Source organism: Curtobacterium sp. KBS0715 (genome assembly GCF_005938005.2).
Taxonomy (GTDB): Bacteria; Actinomycetota; Actinomycetes; order Actinomycetales; family Microbacteriaceae; genus Curtobacterium; species Curtobacterium flaccumfaciens.
The window spans coordinates 1,357,440-1,376,201 of the sequence record NZ_VCCA02000001.1 but is presented as its reverse complement, the minus strand read 5'-3'; the positions used below and the strand labels follow the sequence as shown (position 1 = coordinate 1,376,201).

At 73.0% G+C, this 18,762-nt stretch carries 17 protein-coding genes; 5 read left to right on the top strand and 12 right to left on the bottom strand.

The features are described 5' to 3' along the window. Positions 1–213 precede the first annotated feature (213 nt). From FFG40_RS06680 to FFG40_RS06635, 10 genes are all read right to left on the bottom strand, one after another. Positions 214–993 (bottom strand): putative protein N(5)-glutamine methyltransferase, encoded by a 780-nt coding sequence (locus FFG40_RS06680; RefSeq protein WP_313900837.1) that lies wholly within the window; start codon positions 991–993, stop codon positions 214–216. A gap of 74 nt (positions 994–1,067) precedes the next feature. Next, the gene (locus FFG40_RS06675; protein WP_027464468.1) at positions 1,068–2,045 is read right to left on the bottom strand and encodes a ribose-phosphate diphosphokinase; all 978 of its coding nucleotides are present in this window, start codon (positions 2,043–2,045) and stop codon (positions 1,068–1,070) included. Between the two features lie 61 nt (positions 2,046–2,106). Further along, positions 2,107–3,534, bottom strand: coding sequence for a bifunctional UDP-N-acetylglucosamine diphosphorylase/glucosamine-1-phosphate N-acetyltransferase GlmU (gene glmU, locus FFG40_RS06670; protein ID WP_071245981.1), 1,428 nt, complete (start codon positions 3,532–3,534; stop codon positions 2,107–2,109). Positions 3,535–3,666: 132 nt separating this feature from the next. Next, positions 3,667–5,049, bottom strand: coding sequence for an MFS transporter (locus FFG40_RS06665; protein WP_138802664.1), 1,383 nt, complete (start codon positions 5,047–5,049; stop codon positions 3,667–3,669). A gap of 222 nt (positions 5,050–5,271) precedes the next feature. Continuing rightward, positions 5,272–6,303, bottom strand: coding sequence for an NAD(P)-dependent alcohol dehydrogenase (locus FFG40_RS06660; RefSeq protein ID WP_071245978.1), 1,032 nt, complete (start codon positions 6,301–6,303; stop codon positions 5,272–5,274). Next, on the bottom strand, positions 6,300–7,574 hold the full coding sequence (locus FFG40_RS06655) for an ROK family transcriptional regulator (protein ID WP_138802663.1): 1,275 nt from the start codon (positions 7,572–7,574) through the stop codon (positions 6,300–6,302). The genes FFG40_RS06660 and FFG40_RS06655 overlap by 4 nt, the downstream gene beginning before the upstream one ends. Positions 7,575–7,620: 46 nt before the next feature. Further along, positions 7,621–8,670, bottom strand: a complete 1,050-nt coding sequence (locus tag FFG40_RS06650; RefSeq protein ID WP_138802662.1) for a sugar phosphate isomerase/epimerase — start codon at positions 8,668–8,670, stop codon at positions 7,621–7,623. Between the two features lie 34 nt (positions 8,671–8,704). Continuing rightward, the gene (locus tag FFG40_RS06645; RefSeq protein ID WP_138802661.1) at positions 8,705–9,817 is read right to left on the bottom strand and encodes a Gfo/Idh/MocA family protein; all 1,113 of its coding nucleotides are present in this window, start codon (positions 9,815–9,817) and stop codon (positions 8,705–8,707) included. Next, entirely contained in the window at positions 9,802–10,509 is a 708-nt protein-coding gene (locus tag FFG40_RS06640) for a ThuA domain-containing protein (protein ID WP_138802660.1), read from the bottom strand. Before FFG40_RS06640 ends, FFG40_RS06645 begins: the two co-directional genes overlap by 16 nt. Continuing rightward, complete coding sequence (locus tag FFG40_RS06635; protein WP_260678805.1) at positions 10,506–11,702, bottom strand: Gfo/Idh/MocA family protein; 1,197 nt, start codon at positions 11,700–11,702, stop codon at positions 10,506–10,508. The genes FFG40_RS06640 and FFG40_RS06635 overlap by 4 nt, the downstream gene beginning before the upstream one ends. A gap of 97 nt (positions 11,703–11,799) precedes the next feature. Between FFG40_RS06635 and xylA the strand changes: the two genes are divergently transcribed. From xylA to FFG40_RS06620, 3 genes are all read left to right on the top strand, one after another. Further along, positions 11,800–12,993, top strand: a complete 1,194-nt coding sequence (gene xylA, locus FFG40_RS06630; protein WP_111033642.1) for a xylose isomerase — start codon at positions 11,800–11,802, stop codon at positions 12,991–12,993. Between the two features lie 32 nt (positions 12,994–13,025). Beyond that, positions 13,026–14,531, top strand: coding sequence for a xylulokinase (xylB, locus tag FFG40_RS06625; RefSeq protein ID WP_138803451.1), 1,506 nt, complete (start codon positions 13,026–13,028; stop codon positions 14,529–14,531). A gap of 82 nt (positions 14,532–14,613) precedes the next feature. Then, positions 14,614–15,603, top strand: coding sequence for an acetylxylan esterase (locus FFG40_RS06620; RefSeq protein ID WP_138802659.1), 990 nt, complete (start codon positions 14,614–14,616; stop codon positions 15,601–15,603). Between the two features lie 13 nt (positions 15,604–15,616). Here FFG40_RS06620 and FFG40_RS06615 read toward each other — a convergent pair whose 3' ends face one another. Then, positions 15,617–16,579, bottom strand: a complete 963-nt coding sequence (locus tag FFG40_RS06615; protein WP_221935161.1) for a helix-turn-helix transcriptional regulator — start codon at positions 16,577–16,579, stop codon at positions 15,617–15,619. After that, entirely contained in the window at positions 16,576–16,743 is a 168-nt protein-coding gene (locus tag FFG40_RS17085; RefSeq protein WP_185974245.1) for a hypothetical protein, read from the bottom strand. The genes FFG40_RS06615 and FFG40_RS17085 overlap by 4 nt, the downstream gene beginning before the upstream one ends. A gap of 196 nt (positions 16,744–16,939) precedes the next feature. Between FFG40_RS17085 and FFG40_RS06610 the strand changes: the two genes are divergently transcribed. Next, a complete protein-coding gene (locus tag FFG40_RS06610) occupies positions 16,940–17,692 on the top strand; it encodes an AraC family transcriptional regulator (protein WP_138802658.1) in 753 nt (250 codons plus the stop codon). Next, entirely contained in the window at positions 17,689–18,729 is a 1,041-nt protein-coding gene (locus tag FFG40_RS06605) for a glycosyl hydrolase family 18 protein (RefSeq protein ID WP_138802657.1), read from the top strand. The genes FFG40_RS06610 and FFG40_RS06605 overlap by 4 nt, the downstream gene beginning before the upstream one ends. Positions 18,730–18,762 lie beyond the last annotated feature (33 nt).

The window sequence follows — 18,762 nt, the reverse complement described above, 5'->3', positions numbered from 1 at the left end:
CGGTCACCCGACGGCCTGGAGGCCCGGTGCCAGCCCGCCCCGCCCCTCGCCCTGGTCGCGCGACACGCCACGTGCGTCACGCCGGGGGTACCGAAAGCGTCGGTTCGCGGACGCCCAGGCGACACTTCGTGCCGCCCCAGCGAACCTGAGCGGCATGTCGTGACCGCTCGACGCCGGGGTTCGGCGGGAAAGCCAGGGTCAGGCAGGCAGTGGTCAGGCAGGCCGGGTCGCGACGACGCAGGTGCCGTCGACCTCGGCGTCCCGCTCGACCACGGTGGAGAAGCCCGCGGCCGTGAAGGCAGCGGCGGACGCCTCGGCCTGGGCCTCGGACACCTCGATGACCACGGCGCCACCGGGACGGAGCCACTCCCCCGCACCCGAGGCGATCCGGCGGTGCAGGTCGAGGCCGTCCACACCTCCGTCGAGGGCGACGCGGTGTTCGTGCTCGCGGGCCTCGGTCGGCATGAGTTCGATCGAGGCCGTGGGCACGTAGGGGGCGTTCACCGCGATGACCGCCACGGCGCTGCGGAACCGATCGGGCAGCGGCGCGAACAGGTCACCCGCGACGACGATGCCGCGGTCGCCGATGTTCTCGGCTGCGACGTCGACGGCGTCCGGGTCGATGTCGGTGGCGACGAGGTCGAGCGCGCCGACGCGGCCGAACAGGGCGACCGAGATCGCGCCGGCGCCGCAGCACAGGTCGACCACGCGGTCGTAGCGCTGCAGCCGACGCGCAGCCTGCTCGACGACGACGGTGGTGCGGGCTCGCGGCACGAAGACGCCGGGGGTCACCCGGATGCGGTGCTCGTCGAAGGCGGCCCAGCCGAGCACGTACTCGAGCGGCTCACCGGCCAGCCGACGCTGCACGAGGGTGCGGAGTCGCACCGGCTCACCGTCACCGGCCTCGAGCAACAGGTCGGCTTCGTCCTCGGCGAAGACGCTCCCCGCGGCCCGGAGCCGGGCCGCGAGGGCGTCACGCGCGGGATGGGTCACCACGGGCGACGGGACACGTCACGTCGCGGAGATGGTCCTGCGCCGTCGGCTGTGCCCATGGTTCGACGGCTCCGCTACGCTGCGCCGTCGAACATCGACGTCACCGAGCCGTCGTCGAAGACCTCGTGGATGGCACGGGCGATGAGCGGGGCGATCGGCAGGACCTCGAGGCGGTCCCAGCGCTTGTCCATCGGCAGGGGCAGGGTGTCCGTCACGACCACGCGGTCGATGAACTCGCTCTGCAGCAGCTCGGTCGCCGGGTCGGAGAAGACGGCGTGGGTCGCGGCGACGACGACACCGGTGGCACCGGCGTTCTTGAGCGCCTCGGCAGCCTTGGCGATCGTGCGGCCGGTGTCGATGAGGTCGTCGACGAGCAGGCACACGCGGCCGCTGACGTCACCGACGATCTCGTGCACCGAGACCTGGTTCGGCACGAGCGGGTCACGGCGCTTGTGGATGATGGCGAGCGGGGCGCCGAGCTTCTCGGACCAGATGTCGGCGACACGGACGCGGCCCATGTCGGGCGACACGACGGTGAGCGTCTTCGGGTCGAGGATCTGACGGAAGCGCTCGAGCAGCACCGGCATGGCGAACAGGTGGTCGACGGGGCCGTCGAAGAAGCCCTGGATCTGCGCGGCGTGCAGGTCGACGCTCATGATGCGGTGCGCGCCGGCGGCCTTGAACAGGTCGGCGACGAGGCGGGCCGAGATCGGCTCGCGGCCACGGCCCTTCTTGTCCTGACGGGCGTACGGGTAGAACGGTGCCACGACCGTGATGCGCTTCGCCGAGGCACGCTTCAGCGCGTCGACCATGATGAGCTGCTCCATGAGCCACTCGTTGATCGGCGCGGTGTGCGACTGGATGACGAAGGCGTCGCAGCCACGGACCGACTCGTCGAAGCGGGCGTAGAGCTCACCGTTCGCGAAGGTCCGGGCATCGGTCGGCACGAGGTCGACCCCGAGCTCCTCCGCGATCTCGGCAGAGAGCGCCGGGTGTGCTCGCCCCGAGACGAGGACGAGTCGTTTCTGGCCGGTTGTCTTGATTCCGGACAAGTGCGGTGCTCACTCCCTGACCCACGAGGGGTCGATGTCGGCGACGGGTGGTCGCCGGGATCTATTCGCCGTTCGCGAGCCGAGCAGCCTCGGCCGCCGGTGTGCCGGGTCGGTGTTCCTCGACCCATCCGTCGGTGTTGCGCTGTGGGGCGTAGCTGATCGCGAGCGATCCTGCCGGAACGTCCTTGCGGACGGTGGTCCCGGCGCCGGTGTACGCACCGTCACCAATCCTAACGGGGGCGACGAACACGTTGTGCGAGCCTGTACGGACGTTCGAGCCGACCTCGGTGCGGTGCTTGTGCACGCCGTCGTAATTCGCGGTGATGGTGTTCGCGCCGATGTTCGAGTCCTCGCCCACCTCGGCGTCGCCGATGTAGGACAGGTGCGGGACCTTGCTGCCGCGACCGATCCGGGCGTTCTTCGTCTCGACGAAGGTGCCGATCTTGCCGTCGTCTCCGAGGATCGTGCCCGGCCGCAGGTAGGCGAACGGGCCGACCGAGGCGCCGTCCCCGATCACGGCGAGGGTGGCGTCGACGCGGTTCACGGTGGCGCGGGCCCCGACCTCGGTGTCGCGGAGTGTGGTGTCCGGCCCGACGACGGCTCCGGCGGCGATCGCGGTGGCGCCGATGAGCTGGGTGCCCGGCAGGACCTCGGTGTCGGGCTCGATGGTGACGTCGAGGTCGATCCAGGTGGTCGCCGGGTCCTGCACGGTGACGCCGGCGAGCTGGTGGCGGCGGACGATGCGGGCGTTGAGTTCCCGCGCGGCGTCGGAGAGCTGCGCACGGTCGTTGATGCCGGCGACGAGCCACGGATCGGTCAGGGTGACCACGTCGATGCGCCCGCCGCGCTCGCTGATCAGCGCGGGGGCGTCGGTGATGTACTTCTCGCCCTGGGCGTTCGCCGTGGTGAGCGACGGCAGCGCGGCACGGAGGTGCGCCACGTCGAACGCGTAGATGCCCGCGTTCGCCTCGGTGATGGTCAGCTGCTCGGCCGTCGCGTCCTTGTGCTCGACGACGCTGACGAAGGCGCCGGAGGCATCCCGCACGATCCGTCCGAGACCGGTCGGGTCCGGGGCGATCGCACTCACGAAGGTCGCCCCGTTGCCGCCGCCGACGTGGGCGTCGACGAGGAGCCGGAGCGATGCGGCGTCGAGCAGCGGGACGTCGCCGGACAGCACCACGACGGCGCCGTCGAAGTCGGCGGGCAGTGCTTCGACCGCCACCTCGACCGCGCGGCCGGTGCCGGGGACGTCGTCCTGGTCGACGACGATCGCGTCGGGTGCGCGCTCGACGACCTCGGCCGCGACGAGGTCACGCTCGTGCCGCACGACGACGGCGACGTGCTCGGGGCTGAGGGACGACGCGGTGCGCAGGACGTGCCCGATGAGCGGCAGTCCGGCGAGCCGGTGCAGCACCTTGGGAGTGGACGACTTCATGCGCGTGCCCTGCCCGGCGGCGAGGACGACGACGGCGATGCGCTGGTCGGTCATGCACCCATCCTGGCGCACCGCAGCCCGGGCCGCCCGACCTGACCACGGCCCTGTGGGGAACCGTGCGCAGAACCGCAGCCTGTGGACGGACCGGCACCGCGCCTCCAGGCCGCGCCGACGGCCCGCCGTGGATCAGGCCCGCGCGCCCTGCGGTTCCCGCTTGACGAACGCCATCAGCACCAGCCCGGCGATGAGCACGACGACCACGCCGAGGATCCCGAACCGGGTCGATCCACCGACGGTCACCGCCACGCCGAACAGCGCCGGCGCGAGGAACGACGCGGCCCGGCCGGTGGTGGCGTAGAGGCCGAAGAGCTCGCCCTCGCGGCCGGGGGTCGCCAGCCGCGCCAGGTAGGCGCGGGACGACGACTGCACCGGGCCGACGAACACGGCGAGGGTCAGTCCGAGCACCCAGAACCACTGCGTCTCGTTGCCGGCGGCGAAGACCCCGACCCCGCACACGGCGAGGCCGACGAGCGAGACCATGATGAGCGAACGCGACCCGAACCGGTCGTCGAGGCGTCCGGAGACGAACGTCGCGATGCCGGCCACGACGTTCGCGGCGATGGCGAACAGGATGACCTGCGACGGCGTGAACCCGAACACCTGCGCGGCGACGATCCCGCCGAACGTGAAGACGGCCCCGACGCCGTCGCGGAACACCGCGCTGGCGAGCAGGAAGGCGAGGACGTTGCGGCGCTCGCGCCACAGCCGCGCGATGTCCCGGCCGAGGTCGGCGTAGGCACTGAACACGCCGCCGCCGCGGGTGCGGTCGGGCACCGCTTCGGGCACGGTGAGGAACAGCGGGATCGAGCTGACGGCCAGCCAGACGGCGGCGATGCCGATCGCGACGCGGACGTCCCACTGCCCCGTGGCGACGGTGGCCGGCAGCTGCAGGAGTCCGCCGACGACCCCGTCGCCCCGGAAGTCCTGGATGCAGAGCACGAGCAGCACCACGAGCAGCACGATCCCGCCGAAGTACCCGGCCGCCCACCCGATGGCGGAGACCCGGCCGGTGCGTTCCCCGGAGGCGACCTGCCCGATCATGGCGTTGTAGCCCACGCTCGCGATCTCGTAGGCGACGGTGCCGATGCCGAGCAGGGCGGCGCCGAGCAGCAGGTACGGCTGGCTCGGCGCGACGAAGACCATGCCGCCGATCGACAGCGCGACGCCGATCGTGGCGATGAGGACGGACCGGCGGCGGTGCCCTGACGAGTCCGCGAGCCGCCCCATGGCCGGTGCCACCAGGGCCACGACGATGCCCGCGATGGTCAGTGCGGTGGACACGACGGCCGCGTTGTGCGCGAGCTCGCGCTCCACGATCGCCTTGCCGGCCGCGGACGTGTCGGCGACGAGCGCCGGGTCCACGAACGCCCGGCTGGCCAGGTACGTGCTGAAGACGAAGGTGGTGACGACCGCGTTGAACGCGGCGGAACCCCAGTCCCAGAGCGCCCAGGAGACGAGCGCGCGCCGGTCGGTGCGCTGTGGCACGACGGCGGCCGGTGAAGCGGTCATGCGCGAACCGTAGCGCGTCCCGGTGACGCGGCGGTGGCCCCGTTCCGGGTCACGTGCCGGACGGGAGGCGCGGGGCGGCCTGGCCCCGCGCCTCCTGTCCGCACCGTGCGCGCGTCGCCACCCGGTGCGAGCTTCCACGCACCGTGCCCGGCTGCAAGGCCGCACCAGGCTGGCAACTCGGCCCAGGCTGGCGAAGCCCGCACCGGACGACGCGCAGGTCGCTCAGGCCGGGACGCCGCCGGGGTAGACGACGGACTTGAGCGACTCCGGGTCGGTGTCGCTCTCGAGGGCCTCGCGGACGTCGTCGAGCCCGAAGCGACCGGTGACGAGCGAGTCGAGGTCGACCTGGCCGGACGCGACCAGCTCGATGGCGACCGGCCACGTGTTCGTGTACCGGAAGATCCCGGTGACCGTGACCTCGAGGTTCTGGATGTGCTCGACCGGCAGCGTCATCTCGGAGTTGCCGAGCCCGACCAGCACCGCGGCACCCGCCGGACCGACCGCCTTGATGCCGTCCGACACCGCTCGGGGTGCACCGCTGGCGTCGATGAACGCGTCGACGGGGACGATGTCGGACGCGACAGACACGGCGGTGGGGTCGACGACCTCGGTGGCGCCGTACTCCAGGGCCCGCGCACGGCGCTCCGGCACCAGGTCGCTGACGACGATGCGCGACGCACCGAAGGCCTTCGCGACCTGGGCGCAGATGATGCCGATCGGACCGGCGCCGGCGATGAGCACCGACGAACCGGGCACGATGCCCGCCTTGCGGACGGCGGCGATGCCGACGGACAGGGGCTCGAGGAGCGCGCCGGCCTCGAACGAGACGGCGTCGGGCAGGACGTGTGCGAACTCCGCCTCGATGGTGACGAACTCGGTGAAGGCCCCGTCGACCGGCGGCGTCGCGTAGAAGCGCATGTGCGGGCAGAGGTTGTAGCGGCCGGCCAGGCACTGGGCGCAGCGATGGCAGGGGCGCTGCGGCTCGATGGCCACGCGCTCCCCCACGCGGGACGGGTCGACGCCCGCGCCGACGGCCTCGATCGTGCCGGACAGCTCGTGCCCGAGGACGAGGGGCTCCTCGACGACGAAGTCACCGATGCGGCCGTGGCGGAAGTAGTGCACGTCGGAGCCGCAGACCCCCACGGCGGCGACGCGGACGAGCACGTCGCCCGGGTCGACGGCGGGGACGGGGCGGTCCTCGACGGTGAGGTCCTGGGTGCCGAGCAGGACGCTGGTGCGCTGGGTGGAGGTCATGCGGTTCTCGCTTCCTCGGCCGCGTCGTCGCGGCCGGACGTGTGGGTGGTGGAGGGGGCGGCGGCGGGCGCCGCGGGCGTGGTCGCCGGCGCTGGCGCTGGCGCCAGCGCCGCGGGCATGGTGGCGTCGCGCAGCAGCTCCGCGAAGCCGATCTCGGCGGCACCACGGACCAGGACGTCGCGGCCGAGTGCCGCCGGGACGATGCGGAGCCGGTCGGTCATGGCGGCCATCGTCTGCGCCCGGACGTCGGTGTCGATCCGGTCGCCGACGTGTCCGAGCAGCGCACCGAGGAACCCGCCGAGCACGACGACCTCCGGGTCGACGGTGTGGATGGCGTTCCGCAGTGCAGTCGCGAGAGCGGTGACCTGTCGGTCGACGACCCGCTCGACCTCGGGCCGGCCCTCGGCGAGCGCCGCGGCGAGGGCCTCGAGGTCGTCCGGGGCGGTCCCCGTCACCGCGGTGAGGGCGGAGCGCGAGGCCTCGGTCTCCAGGCAGCCGACCGCACCGCAGTGGCAGCGGATCCCGTTCGCCGCGACGAAGGTGTGCCCGAGCTCGCCCGCGTACCCGTCGGCGCCGCTGAACGGCCGGCCGGCGCTGACGATCCCGCCGCCGATGCCGCTCGCGCCGCCGTTCAGGTACACGAGGTCGTCGACGCCGCGGGCGCTGCCGTACAGCCGTTCCGCCCAGGCACCGAGGTTGGCGTCGTTCGCGGCCCGGACCGGCAGCCCCAGGCGTTCCGCGAGCGGTTCGGCGAGGGGTTCGTCACGCCATCCGAGGTGCGGGGCGTCGCGCACGGTGCCGTCCTCGACCCGGACGATGCCGGGCACGGCGACGCCGACCCCGACGATCCGGGCTGCCGGTCCGGTGCGGGCGAGGAGTGCTGCGAGGACCCGTGCGACGGCGTCGATCGCCTGCGTCGCGGTGGGCACGGTGGTCTGCGGCTCGACCAACCGGTCGCGCACGGTGCCGTCGAGGCCGACGAGGGCGACCCCGACGGCATCGATCTCGACCGTGACCGCGGCGGCGAGGACGTCGGAGGACGCCCGGACGACCCCGCTCGGCCGTCCGACACCGGTACCGGGGGTCCCCGCGGCGGGGGTCTCCTCGTGCACGAGACCGGCATCGACGAGTTCCCCGACGAGCGCGAGGATGGTCGAGCGGTTCAGGCCGGTGCGGCGGGTGAGCTCGGCGCGGGTGACGGGGCCGTCCTCGTGGACGAGCCGGAGGACGCGCGCGGCGTTGCCCGGCGTCGCCGTGGGCTGCCGTGCCATGGGTCCTCCTCGTTGGTGGGTGGGGTCTGAGGTCGTGGTCGGCCGGTCAGCGCGACTGCGAGAACGCGGCGTCGAACGCGGCGTCCGGCGGCGCGATGGTACCGAGCTGCCGGACGAACGCCAGCGCCTCGGGCCCGCCGACGAGCCGGTCCATGCCGGCGTCCTCCCACTCGACACTGGTGGGTCCGGCGTACCCGATGTGGTTCAGCACGCGGAACACCCGCTCCCACGGCACGTCCCCGTGGCCGGCGGTCACGAAGTCCCACCCGCGCCGGGGGTCGCCCCACGGCAGGTGCGAGGACAGCCGCCCGTTGCGCCCGTCGAGCTGCTTCACCGACTCCTTGCAGTGCACGTGGTACACCCGGTCGGCGAAGTCGAGCAGGAACGCGGCGGGGTCGAGGTCCTGCCAGACGAAGTGCGACGGGTCGAAGTTGAACCCGAACGCCGGCCGGTCCTGGAACACCTCGAGTGTGCGCTTGGCGGTCCAGTAGTCGTAGGCGATCTCGGACGGGTGCACCTCGAGCGCGAACCGGACCCCGACCTCCTCGAAGACGTCGAGGATCGGTGACCAGCGGTCGTGGAAGTCCTGGTACCCGGCGTCGATCATCCCCGGGGGCACGGGCGGGAACCCGGCGACGGTCTTCCAGATCGACGAGCCGGAGAAGCCGGTGACGGTGTCGACCCCGAGCGCCGCGGCGGCACGGGCGGTCCACTGCAGTTCCTCGGCCGCACGCTGCCGCACGCCCTCCGGGTCGCCGTCGCCCCACACGTGCGGCGGGACGATGTCCTCGTGCCGCTGGTCGATGGGATCGTCGCACACGGCCTGGCCGACCAGGTGGTTGGCGATCGTCCAGACCTGGAGCCCGTTGCGTTCCAGGATCGCCTTGCGCTCGGCGACGTACTCCGGGTCCGTCGCGGCGCGCCGGACGTCCAGGTGGTCGCCCCAGCAGGCGATCTCCAGTCCGTCGTAGCCCCACTCGCCGGCGAGCCGGGCGACCTCTTCGAAGGGCAGGTCGGCCCACTGTCCGGTGAACAGGGTGACCGGCCTGGAGGCCCGGGTCGTCTCCGTCGTCTCGCTCGCGTCCGTCGTCGTCATCGTCGTCGTCCTTCTTCGCGGTGGTCGGGTTCCGTCACCAGGATCCGGGTGCGGACCCGGCGGGGACGGTGGCGGGTCGCTCGACGCGCGAGTGCACGTCGACGACCGAGTGGTCACGGGCGGCGGCGGCGACCGCCTCCATGACCTCGAGCACGTGGAACGCGAGGTCGCCGGAGGCTCGGTGCGGCCGGTCCGTCGCGATCGCGTGCGCCATGTCGGCGAGGCCGTAACCGCGGCCGGCGTCGGCGTACCCGGCGGCGACCGGCAGGTCGCGCCACGAGCGGTCGTCGGCAGTGGCGATCGACACGGTGTCCGAGAACCGGTTCGGGTCCGGGACGCCCAGTGTGCCCGCGGTGCCGTACACCTCGAACAGCGGGGCGCGGGTGGCCCACACCTCGAACGAGACGGTCACGGTGGAGACCACGCCGCCCTCGTGCTCGAGGATCGCGACGACGTGCGTGTCGATGTCGACCGGGATCGACGTGCCGGCGTTCGGCCCGGTGGCGATCGTCCGTTCACGGGTGGAGCGGGTGGCGCTGCCGCTGACCCGCACGACGGGCCCGAAGAACGTGACGAGGCTGGTCAGGTAGTACGGCCCCATGTCGAGGAGCGGTCCGCCGCCCGGCTGGTAGTAGAAGGCCGGCGCTGGGTGCCAGAGCTCGTGCCCGGGTGCGCTCCAGGCGACGGCAGCACCGACGGGGGTGCCGATCGCGCCGTCGTCGAGGGCGGCGCGGGCGGTCTGGATGCCCGTGCCGAGGACGGTGTCCGGGGCGCTGCCGACGCGCAGGCCGGCGGCGCGGGCGGCCGCGAGCACCGGTGCGGCCTCGGCGGTGGACATCGCGAGCGGCTTCTCGCCGTAGACGTGCTTGCCGGCGGCGAGTGCCCGGGTGGCGATGTCGGCGTGCGCGGCCGGGATCGTCAGGTTGAGGACCACGTCGACGTCGTCGGCGGCGAGCAGGTCGTCCACGGTGGTCCCGCGCACGCCCTGGGCCGCACCGACCTGCTGGGCACGGGCGACGTCGAGATCGGCGACCGCGGCGAGCTCGAGGCCGGGCAGGGCCGGGAAGTGCTCGAAGTACTGCTGGCTGATGACCCCGACGCCGACCACGCCGACGCGGAGCACCCCTTCGTTCACCGTGCTGCCCACAGGAGTCCCCGTTCGATGATGGTGCGGACCGGCTGCGACTCGACGATCTCGATCCGGTGTCCGGGGGCCGAGACGAAGATCCGTCCCTTCCCCCACTGCCGGGTCCAGATCGCCGGTGCGGTGACCGGGCGGTTCCAGGGGTCCCACGAGCGGGCCTCCTGCGTGGTGGTGGCGAGGACGTCGTCGTACTCGTCGCTCAGCACCCAGTACTGCTCGGTGACGAGGTCGAAGTCCTCGATGCCCTGCGTGATCGGGTGCTCGTGCCCGAGGTCGGTGATGTGCACCGTGTAGGGGATGTAGTTGTCCGACTGCTCCCCGACCCGTTCGTCGGGGTGCTTGCCCGCGTGGTGGGCGAACTGCCCGCCGATCATGTGCAGGTAGTCGGCGTTGTCGCGGTACGAGTCCGCGATGCCGCCGTGCCAGCCGGCCAGGCCGGTGCCGTTCAGGACGGCCCGCTGCAGACCGGCGAACTCGTCGGCGGCGATGGTCGTCATGGTGTTCACCTGGACGATCAGGGCGACCGTGTCCATGTACTCCTGGTCGGCGTACACGGCGGGCGATCCCTCGACGCGGACCGCGAAGCCGTGGTCCTGCAGGAACGGGATGAACAGGTCGGTGGTCTCGACGGGCTGGTGGCCGTCCCACCCGCCGCGGACGACGAGCGCCTGGCGGGTCTGCTCGGCGGCGCTCACGAGGTCGCCGTCCAGGTGCTGCCGGCGGCGGCGCTGCGTTCGACCGCGTCGAGGACCCGCTGCACGCGCAGGCCGTCGGCGAACGACGGCGACGGGTCGGTGCCGGCGACGATGGCGTCGACGAAGTCCTTCACCTGGTGGCTGAAGGTGTGCTCGTACCCGATGAGGTGCCCGGTCGGCCACCACGCGGCCATGTAGGGGTGCTCGGGCTCGGTGACGAGGATGCGGCGGAACCCCTGCTCCCCCGCCGGGGCGTTCGACTCGTACAGCCGGAGCTCGTTCATCGACTCGAGGTCGAACTGGATCGCGCCCTCGGAACCGCTGATCTCGAGCGTCAGACCGTTCTTCCGCCCGGTCGCGTAGCGCGTCGCCTCGAACGTGCCGATCGCACCGTCGGCCGCGCCGCCGTCGAGCCGTGCGGTGAAGAACGCGGCGTCGTCGACGGTGACCTGCCCGCGCTCGCTCGACGCGGTGCCGGACAGCCCGACCCCCTCGGCCATCAGCGGACGCTCGGTCACGAAGGTCTCGAGGGTGCCGGACACGGTGGCGAGCGACGCCCCCGTGACGTGCTCGACCAGGTCGATCGCGTGCGCGCCGATGTCACCGAGCGCCCCGGAGCCAGCGAGCGACTTGTCGAGGCGCCAGGTCATCGGGCCGTCGGCGTCGGCGAGCCAGTCCTGCAGGTAGAGCGCACGGACCTGGCGCACGGTGCCGATCCGGCCGTCCTGCACCAGCTGCCGGGCGAACGCGATGGCCGGCACCCGGCGGTAGCTGAACCCGACCATCGCCCGGACACCCTGTGCACGGGCGGCGTCGGCGGCGGCGGTCATCGCCTCGGCCTCGGCGACGGTGTTCGCGAGCGGCTTCTCGCACAGGACGTGCTTGCCGGCCTGGAGCGCGGCGATCGCGATCTCGACGTGCGACGAGCCCGGGGACACGACGTCGACCACGTCGATGTCGGGATCGGCCACGACGGCACGCCAGTCGGTGGACGCCGCCTGCCAGCCGTACTGCTGCCGAGCGGCCTCGGTGCGTTCGGGATCACGCCCGACGATCACCGCCATCTCCGGCTCGGCTCCGAGGTCGAAGAACCTGGGGGCGGTCCGCCACGCCTGTGAGTGTGCGGCTCCCATGAAGCCGTGCCCCACCATCGCGACCCGCAGTCGTTGCTGCACCGTCGACTCACTTGCCATCCGCTCGCTCCTTTGCGATCACGTGCTTGCCACAGCCAACACTACCGCTTATGTTGGGCGCGGCAACATTTTGTTTCGACGACGAACGGTGACCACCATGGCAACGACGCCCACCCGTGCAGACAAGTTCTCCTTCGGTCTCTGGACCATCGGCTACAACGGCTCCGACCCCTTCGGCGGGCCGACCCGACCCGCGCTCGACGTGGTCGAGGCGGTCGAGAAGCTCGACGAGCTCGGGGCCTACGGCCTGACCTTCCACGACGACGACCTGTTCGCGTTCGGTTCCACCGACGCCGAACGCCAGACCCAGATCGACCGCCTCAAGGGCGCGCTCGAGTCGACCGGGCTCGTCGTGCCGATGGTCACGACGAACCTGTTCTCCGCCCCGGTCTTCAAGGACGGCGGCTTCACCTCGAACGACCGGCAGGTCCGCCGCTTCGCGCTCCGCAAGGTGCTCCGCAACATCGACCTCGCCGCCGAGCTCGGCGCGTCGACGTTCGTGATGTGGGGTGGCCGCGAAGGCTCCGAGTACGACAGCGCCAAGGACGTGCAGGCCGCGCTCGAGCGGTACCGCGAGGCCGTCAACCTGCTCGCCCAGTACGTCACCGACAAGGGCTACGGCATCCGGTTCGCCATCGAGCCGAAGCCGAACGAGCCCCGCGGCGACATCCTCCTGCCGACCCTCGGCCACGCGATCGCCTTCACCGAGACGCTCGAGCGTCCGGAGCTGTTCGGCATCAACCCCGAGGTCGGCCACGAGCAGATGGCGGGCCTGAACTTCACGGCCGGCATCGCCCAGGCGCTCTACCAGGGCAAGCTCTTCCACATCGACCTCAACGGTCAGCGCGGCATCAAGTACGACCAGGACCTGGTGTTCGGTCACGGCGACCTGCAGAACGCGTTCTCGCTCGTCGACCTGCTCGAGCACGGCGCCCCGCAGGGCGGCCCGGCGTACGACGGCCCGCGCCACTTCGACTACAAGCCGAGCCGCACCGAGGACATCACCGGCGTCTGGGACTCCGCGTCGGCCAACATGCGCATGTACCTGCTCCTCAAGGAGCGTGCGCAGGCGTTCCGCGCCGACCCCGAGGTGCAGGCAGCGCTCGAGGCCTCCAAGGTCGGCGAGCTGTCGACGCCGACGCTCAACGACGGCGAGTCGTACGACACGTTCCTCGCCGACCGGTCCGCCTACGAGGACTTCGACGCCGACGCCTACTTCGGCGGCAAGGGCTTCGGCTTCGTCCGCCTGCAGCAGCTCGCGATGGAGCACCTGATGGGCGCGCGGAATTGAAGGCAGACGCGCCAGCGGCTGCATCCCGCGCGCTGAGGCGGCCTGCCGCCGAGGGGGCTGAGGACACGGACGCGCGCCAGCTCGTCGCGGGGGTCGACTCGTCGACACAGTCCTGCAAGGTCACCATCCGTGACGCCGCGACCGGTGCGGTCGTCCGCGAGGGACGCGCGTCCCACCCGGACGGCACCTCCGTCGACCCCCGCCACTGGTGGGACGCCCTCGGTGCCGCCGTCGCGGACGCCGGGGGCCTCGACGACGTCGGTGCCGTCGCCATCGCCGGGCAGCAGCACGGCATGGTCACGCTCGACGCCGACGGCCGCGTGGTCCGCGACGCCCTGCTCTGGAACGACGTGCGCAGTGCGGACGCGGCCGCGCAGATGGTCGACGAGCTCGGCCAGGAGGCGTGGGTCGCCCGGACGGGGCTGGTGCCGGTCGCGTCGTTCACGGGTACCAAGCTGCGGTGGCTCCGCGACGCGGAGCCCGAGAACGCGGCCCGCGTCGCGGCCGTGGCGCTCCCCCACGACTGGCTGTCGTGGCGGCTCCGCGGCCACGGCCCGGCGGACGAGAGCCCGCTCGGCCCCGACCTAGACGCCCTGGCGACGGATGCGTCCGATGCCAGCGGCACGGGGTACTGGGACCCGGTGCGCCGCGAGTACGACCCGGAGCTGTTCGAGCTCGCGCTCGGGCGGCCGATGCGTCCGGCGTCGATGGGTGACGACGACGCCGTGGTCGTGCCCCGCGTGGTCGCTCCCGACGAGGCCATGGGCACCCTGTCCACCGACGTCGAGCTGCCCGGCGGCGCGGTCGCCCGGACCGGCCTCGTCGTCGGCGCCGGTCTCGGTGACAACGCCGGGGCAGCGCTCGGCCTGGGTCTCGGCCCTGGCGACGTCGCGGTGTCCCTCGGCACCAGCGGCACGGTCTTCGGGGTCAGCGACGCCGAGGTGCGTGACCCGAGCGGGACCGTGGCGGGCTTCGCCGACGGGACCGGGTCGCGCCTCCCGATCGTCACGACGCTCAACGCGGCCCGCGTGCTCGAGGTGATCGGCGGCCTGCTCGGCGTCGGCCACGACGCACTCGGCGAGCTGGCGCTGCAGGCGCCGGCCGGGGCCGACGGCCTCGTCCTGGTGCCGTACTTCGTCGGCGAGCGCACGCCCAACCGGCCGGACGCGACCGCATCGCTGCTCGGCATGACGCCGGCGACCACCGACCGGGCACACCTGGCCCGGGCGGCCGTCGAGGGGATGCTCTGCGCCCTCGCCGACGGACTTGCCGCGGTGCAGGACACCGGGGTGACCGTCGAGCGGCTGCTGCTCATCGGCGGCGCTGCGCGGAACCCGGCGGTCCGCACCGTCGCCGCACAGGTGTTCGGCCGTGACGTCCTGGTGCCGGAGCCCGGCGAGTACGTCGCCGCGGGTGCTGCGAAGCAGGCCGCATGGGCGCTGACCGGCGCACTGCCGATGTGGGACACCGCGACGACCACCGTGCCGTCCGACCCGCACCCCGAGGTGCTCGAGCAGTACCGCGTCGCGGCGCGCTGACCGACGCACCGGATCCGACACTCCCTGCCCCCGGCGCCCTCCATCAGGGCGCCGGGGGCATCATCGTCCCCGGAGGACCCCCATGCCACTGACCGACCTGCCCCTCGACGCGCTCCGCGCGCACCGCTCGGACGTCCGTCGTCCCGCCGACTTCGACGCCTTCTGGGCGGACACGATCGCCGCCGCCCGGACCGCGGGCGAAGGGGTCGAGGTGACCCTCGTGCCCGCCGAGACCCCGGTGACCGGTCTCGTCGTCGAGGACCTGACGTTCCCCGGGTTCGCTGGCGACCCGGTGCGCGCGTGGGTCAACCGTCCGGTGTCCGACGACCGCGGCGCACTGCCGGTCGTCGTCGAGTTCCTCGGCTACGGCGGTGGCCGTGGTCGCCCGGGCGAGCGCGTGCACTGGGCCCTCGCCGGGTACGTGCACGTCGTGATGGACACCCGCGGCCAGGGCTCCGGGTGGGCCGGCGGTGACACGCCGGACCCGCACGGGTCCGCTCCGCACGCCAGCGGCTGGATGACGAGCGGCATCGGCTCACCGGCCGACCACTACTACCGCCGCGTCTACACCGACGCCGTGCGGCTCGTCGAGGCGGTGCGGACGCTGCCCGGGATCGACCCCGAGCGCATCGCGCTGACCGGCGGCAGCCAGGGCGGCGGCATCACGATCGCCGCGGCCGCCCTGGTCGAGGCACACGTCGGGCCGGTCGCCGCGGTGCTGCCCGACGTGGCGTTCCTGGCCGACTGGCGGAACGGCACCGACGTCGCGGTCGGGGGTCCGTACCTGGAGCTCGCGCAGTACCTCGCCGTCCACCGCGACGCGGCCGAGCGCGTGTGGGAGACCGCCGCGTACCTGGACGGGGTGAACCACGCCGCCGGCATCACCGCCCCGGCCCTGTTCTCGGTCGCGCTGATGGACGACGTCGTGCCGCCCCGCACGACCTTCGCCGCGTTCAACGCCCTCGGCTCCTCCGACCGCGAGATCGTCGTGTACCCGTACAACGGGCACGAGGGTGGCGGCTTCCGCCACTGGGAGCGTCAGGCCGCGTTCCTGGCGGACCGCCTGCGCTGACGGGTGTCGGGTGTCAGGTGCTCGTCTGGAGCGTCTTCTTCGGGTACTCGTCGAAACGCTGGAAGTACGTGCTCGAGAACCGCCCCATGTGGCGGAAACCCCACCGGTGCGCGACCTCGGCAACCGTCGTCTCCGCGCGGTCGGCGAGCTGGAGTGCGATCCGGACCCGGTCGAGACGGACCTGCAGCAGGTACGTCATGGGGCTCACGCCGACGTGCTGCACGAAGTTCTCCTGGAGCGTGCGGGAGCTGACCCCGACGGCCCCGCAGACGTCCGCGAGCTGGAGCGGCCGGTCGCAGTGCTCCGCGAGCCAGGCCTGCGCGAGCTGCACGGTGTTCACCGTCCGGCGCACCGGCCGTGCGTCCGGTTCGGCGTCCGTCCCGCCGAAGGCCCGCAGGACGGCCTCGGCCAGCAGGACCTGTGCGGACAGGTGGCCGCCCGGGTTGCGGTCGGGGTGCAGCGCGTTGACCGCGACCGCGTCGATGCGGGCGAGCAGCTGGGACACCTCGGCCTCGGTCGGGCGGGATCGCAGTCGGCCGGCGAAGCGGTGGTCGAACACGACCCCGTTCACGGCGTCGAGGAAGCCACCGTCCACCCGCAGCACCTGGACGGTCCCCGCCGGCACGATCAGCGTGAACGGTCGGTCCGTCGGCAGGAGCACCGGCACGCCGGGCCGGGTGGGCGCGTCGTCGTCGACCCGCAGGCACCCCGCGGTCAACCACGCCAGCACCGGCGTGCCGTCCGGCGTGAACGAGGCGGCGGTGGTCGTCGACACCGCCGACGACAGCAGCGCGACGTTGTGGTGGCGCACCGTCCGGTGGCGGAACGCGAACCGGTCGGTGGGTGCGAACCGGACGTCGCGGCCGTCGTACACGGCGCGGACCGTCCGGACCGCGTCCGCGGGGGTCCGGCCGCAGCGCTCGGCCGTCCGGGGGGCGTGGCCGACGGCGGCCCGCGGGACGGTGTCGCTGCTCACCGGCCCGATCCTCGCCGGGCGCGGAGGTCCGCGAAGGTGAACCGCTCGCGGTCGACGTCGTCCTCGGACTGCACGATCCACCCGCGTCGGGCAGCGCGTGCCCGAGCCCGGTAGGAGGTGATGTGGACCGGGGCGACCCCCGGCGCACGCTCGTGACCACTCATCAGATCCTCCGATCTGCCCCCGTGCCTCCGACCCTGTTCGGAGGGGGACAGTTTGAGTACCTCTCGGACGATAAGCACCCTCACCGGGGTCCACAATGGCCCCCGAACGGGTGCGATCCACATCCGCGCACCTCGGATAACGGCGGCGTCGTGGCGTCGGAGGCCGATCCACCCGACCGACTCGTACCCTCCACGTATGGACCAGGCACCGACCACGGCAAGTGGTCCCGAGCACGGCGGAGCACGGCTGTCCCGCACCGTGCACGAGGCGCTGCGGTTCGTGCACGCCCACGCCCGCGACGCGATCTCCGTACCGGACATCGCCGCCGCCGCACACCTGTCGACCCGCGGCCTGCAGAGCGCGTTCCGGCGGGAGCTGCAGACCTCGCCCGCGTCGTACCTGCGCGGGGTACGGCTCGAGGGCGTCCGCCGCGACCTGCTGTCGATGACACCGGCGGACCGTCGCACCATCGCTGACATCGCGAAGCACTGGCACTTCAGCAACGCCGGGCGGATGGCGGCCGAGTACCGTGCCGCCTTCGGCACCGCACCGTCCGCGGCGCTCCGGTCGTTCGACCCGGAGGACCCGGACCCCCGCGCCACGTCGGACCTCGCCGGGTCCCCGGGCGAGGGATCACGCTTCCGGATCGTGCTCGACTGCGAGGTGGAGGTCGACGACGCCGACGCGACGTTCGCCAGCGCCCTGCGCCGTGCCCAGGGCGACGACCGCCCCTGGCACGGCTACGACCCCGACGGCAGCACGGCCGACGTCGTCACGTTCCTCCTGGCGAGCGCCGTCCGCGGGGCCGCCCGGGACACCTCCGGCATCCGGCTGCGCGCGGTCAACCCGATGCTGCGGGCGCCCGACGAGCACGGCGGGTACCCGTCGGCCGAGCTCCCGCCGTGGTCGGCACCCGGCCACCCCGAACAGGACGCCCCTTCGCCGTGACGACCACCCCGCATCGACGCCGCTCCGCGCTGCTCGCCGCCGTCCTCTCCGCAGGACTCGCACTCGCCGGCTGCACGACCCCGACGACTGCCCGGGCCGACGGGTTCGACGTGACCGGCTTCCAGCCCGAGAACGCCGACACCACCCTGGTGGACGCGAACGCCGCCGCGATGGACGTGGTCGGCGTCGACGGGCTGCTGCTCGACCGCACGGGCACGAAGGTCACCGCCCCCTCGCGTTCTGCCGAGGCCCAGCGCAACCGGGCACACGCCGACGGGCTCACCGCGCAGCTGCTCGTCAGCAACTACTCCGAAGCCGACGGCGACTTCAGCGAGCCGATCGCGCGGAAGCTCCTGACCTCGCCCGCGAACCGCGCCCGGGTCGTCCGATCACTCGCCGCCGACGTGGCCACGGGCGGCTGGGACTCGATCATGATCGACCTCGAGGCGCTGACCTCGGCCGAGAAGCCCGGTCTCACCGCCTTCGCCCGTGAGCTCCGAGCCGCCGTCGGCGACGACGTCCGGCTCGACATCGCCCTGTCCGCGTCGACCACCGCGGCCGGGTACGCCCGCCTGGGCTACGACGTGCGCGCCCTCCGCGCCCCGCTCGACCACCTGACGCTCATGGCCTACGACCAGCACGGCCCCTGGGAGCCGGACGCACCCGGCCCCGTCGGGTCGCTCGCGTGGTCGTCGAAGGCCGCCCGCGCCCTCGCGACCCTCGCCCCCCGCGACCAGATCGTGCTCGGCGTCGCCGGGTACGGCTACCACTGGCAGGGGAAGCGTCCGGCAGGTCAGCTCTCGGACGCCCAGGCACGACTGCGGGTCCGGAAGGCGGGCGCGACCGCCCGGTGGGACGCGACGGCCGGCGAGTGGACCGCGACCCTGCCGAGCGGTGAGGTGCTCTGGTGGGCCGGCGCACGCTCCCTGCGTGAGCGGGTCGCCCTGGCGGAACGGCTCGGCCTGACCGGCGTCGCCGTCTGGTCACTGGACCTGTCCGACCGGATCGAACCGCCTCGGGTGACCGCGACCCGCTGACGGACAGGAGGCCCGGTGCACGCTGGCACCGGG

Coding starts and splice junctions, on each gene's coding strand:
- FFG40_RS06665 (WP_138802664.1), bottom strand. CDS start 5,049: ATGACCGCTTCACCGGCCGCCGTCGTGCCACAGCGCACCGACCGGCGC.
- FFG40_RS06660 (WP_071245978.1), bottom strand. CDS start 6,303: ATGACCTCCACCCAGCGCACCAGCGTCCTGCTCGGCACCCAGGACCTC.
- FFG40_RS06610 (WP_138802658.1), top strand. CDS start 16,940: ATGGACCAGGCACCGACCACGGCAAGTGGTCCCGAGCACGGCGGAGCA.
- FFG40_RS17085 (WP_185974245.1), bottom strand. CDS start 16,743: ATGAGTGGTCACGAGCGTGCGCCGGGGGTCGCCCCGGTCCACATCACC.
- glmU (WP_071245981.1), bottom strand. CDS start 3,534: ATGACCGACCAGCGCATCGCCGTCGTCGTCCTCGCCGCCGGGCAGGGC.
- xylA (WP_111033642.1), top strand. CDS start 11,800: ATGGCAACGACGCCCACCCGTGCAGACAAGTTCTCCTTCGGTCTCTGG.
- FFG40_RS06635 (WP_260678805.1), bottom strand. CDS start 11,702: ATGGCAAGTGAGTCGACGGTGCAGCAACGACTGCGGGTCGCGATGGTG.
- FFG40_RS06655 (WP_138802663.1), bottom strand. CDS start 7,574: ATGGCACGGCAGCCCACGGCGACGCCGGGCAACGCCGCGCGCGTCCTC.
- FFG40_RS06650 (WP_138802662.1), bottom strand. CDS start 8,670: ATGACGACGACGGACGCGAGCGAGACGACGGAGACGACCCGGGCCTCC.
- FFG40_RS06620 (WP_138802659.1), top strand. CDS start 14,614: ATGCCACTGACCGACCTGCCCCTCGACGCGCTCCGCGCGCACCGCTCG.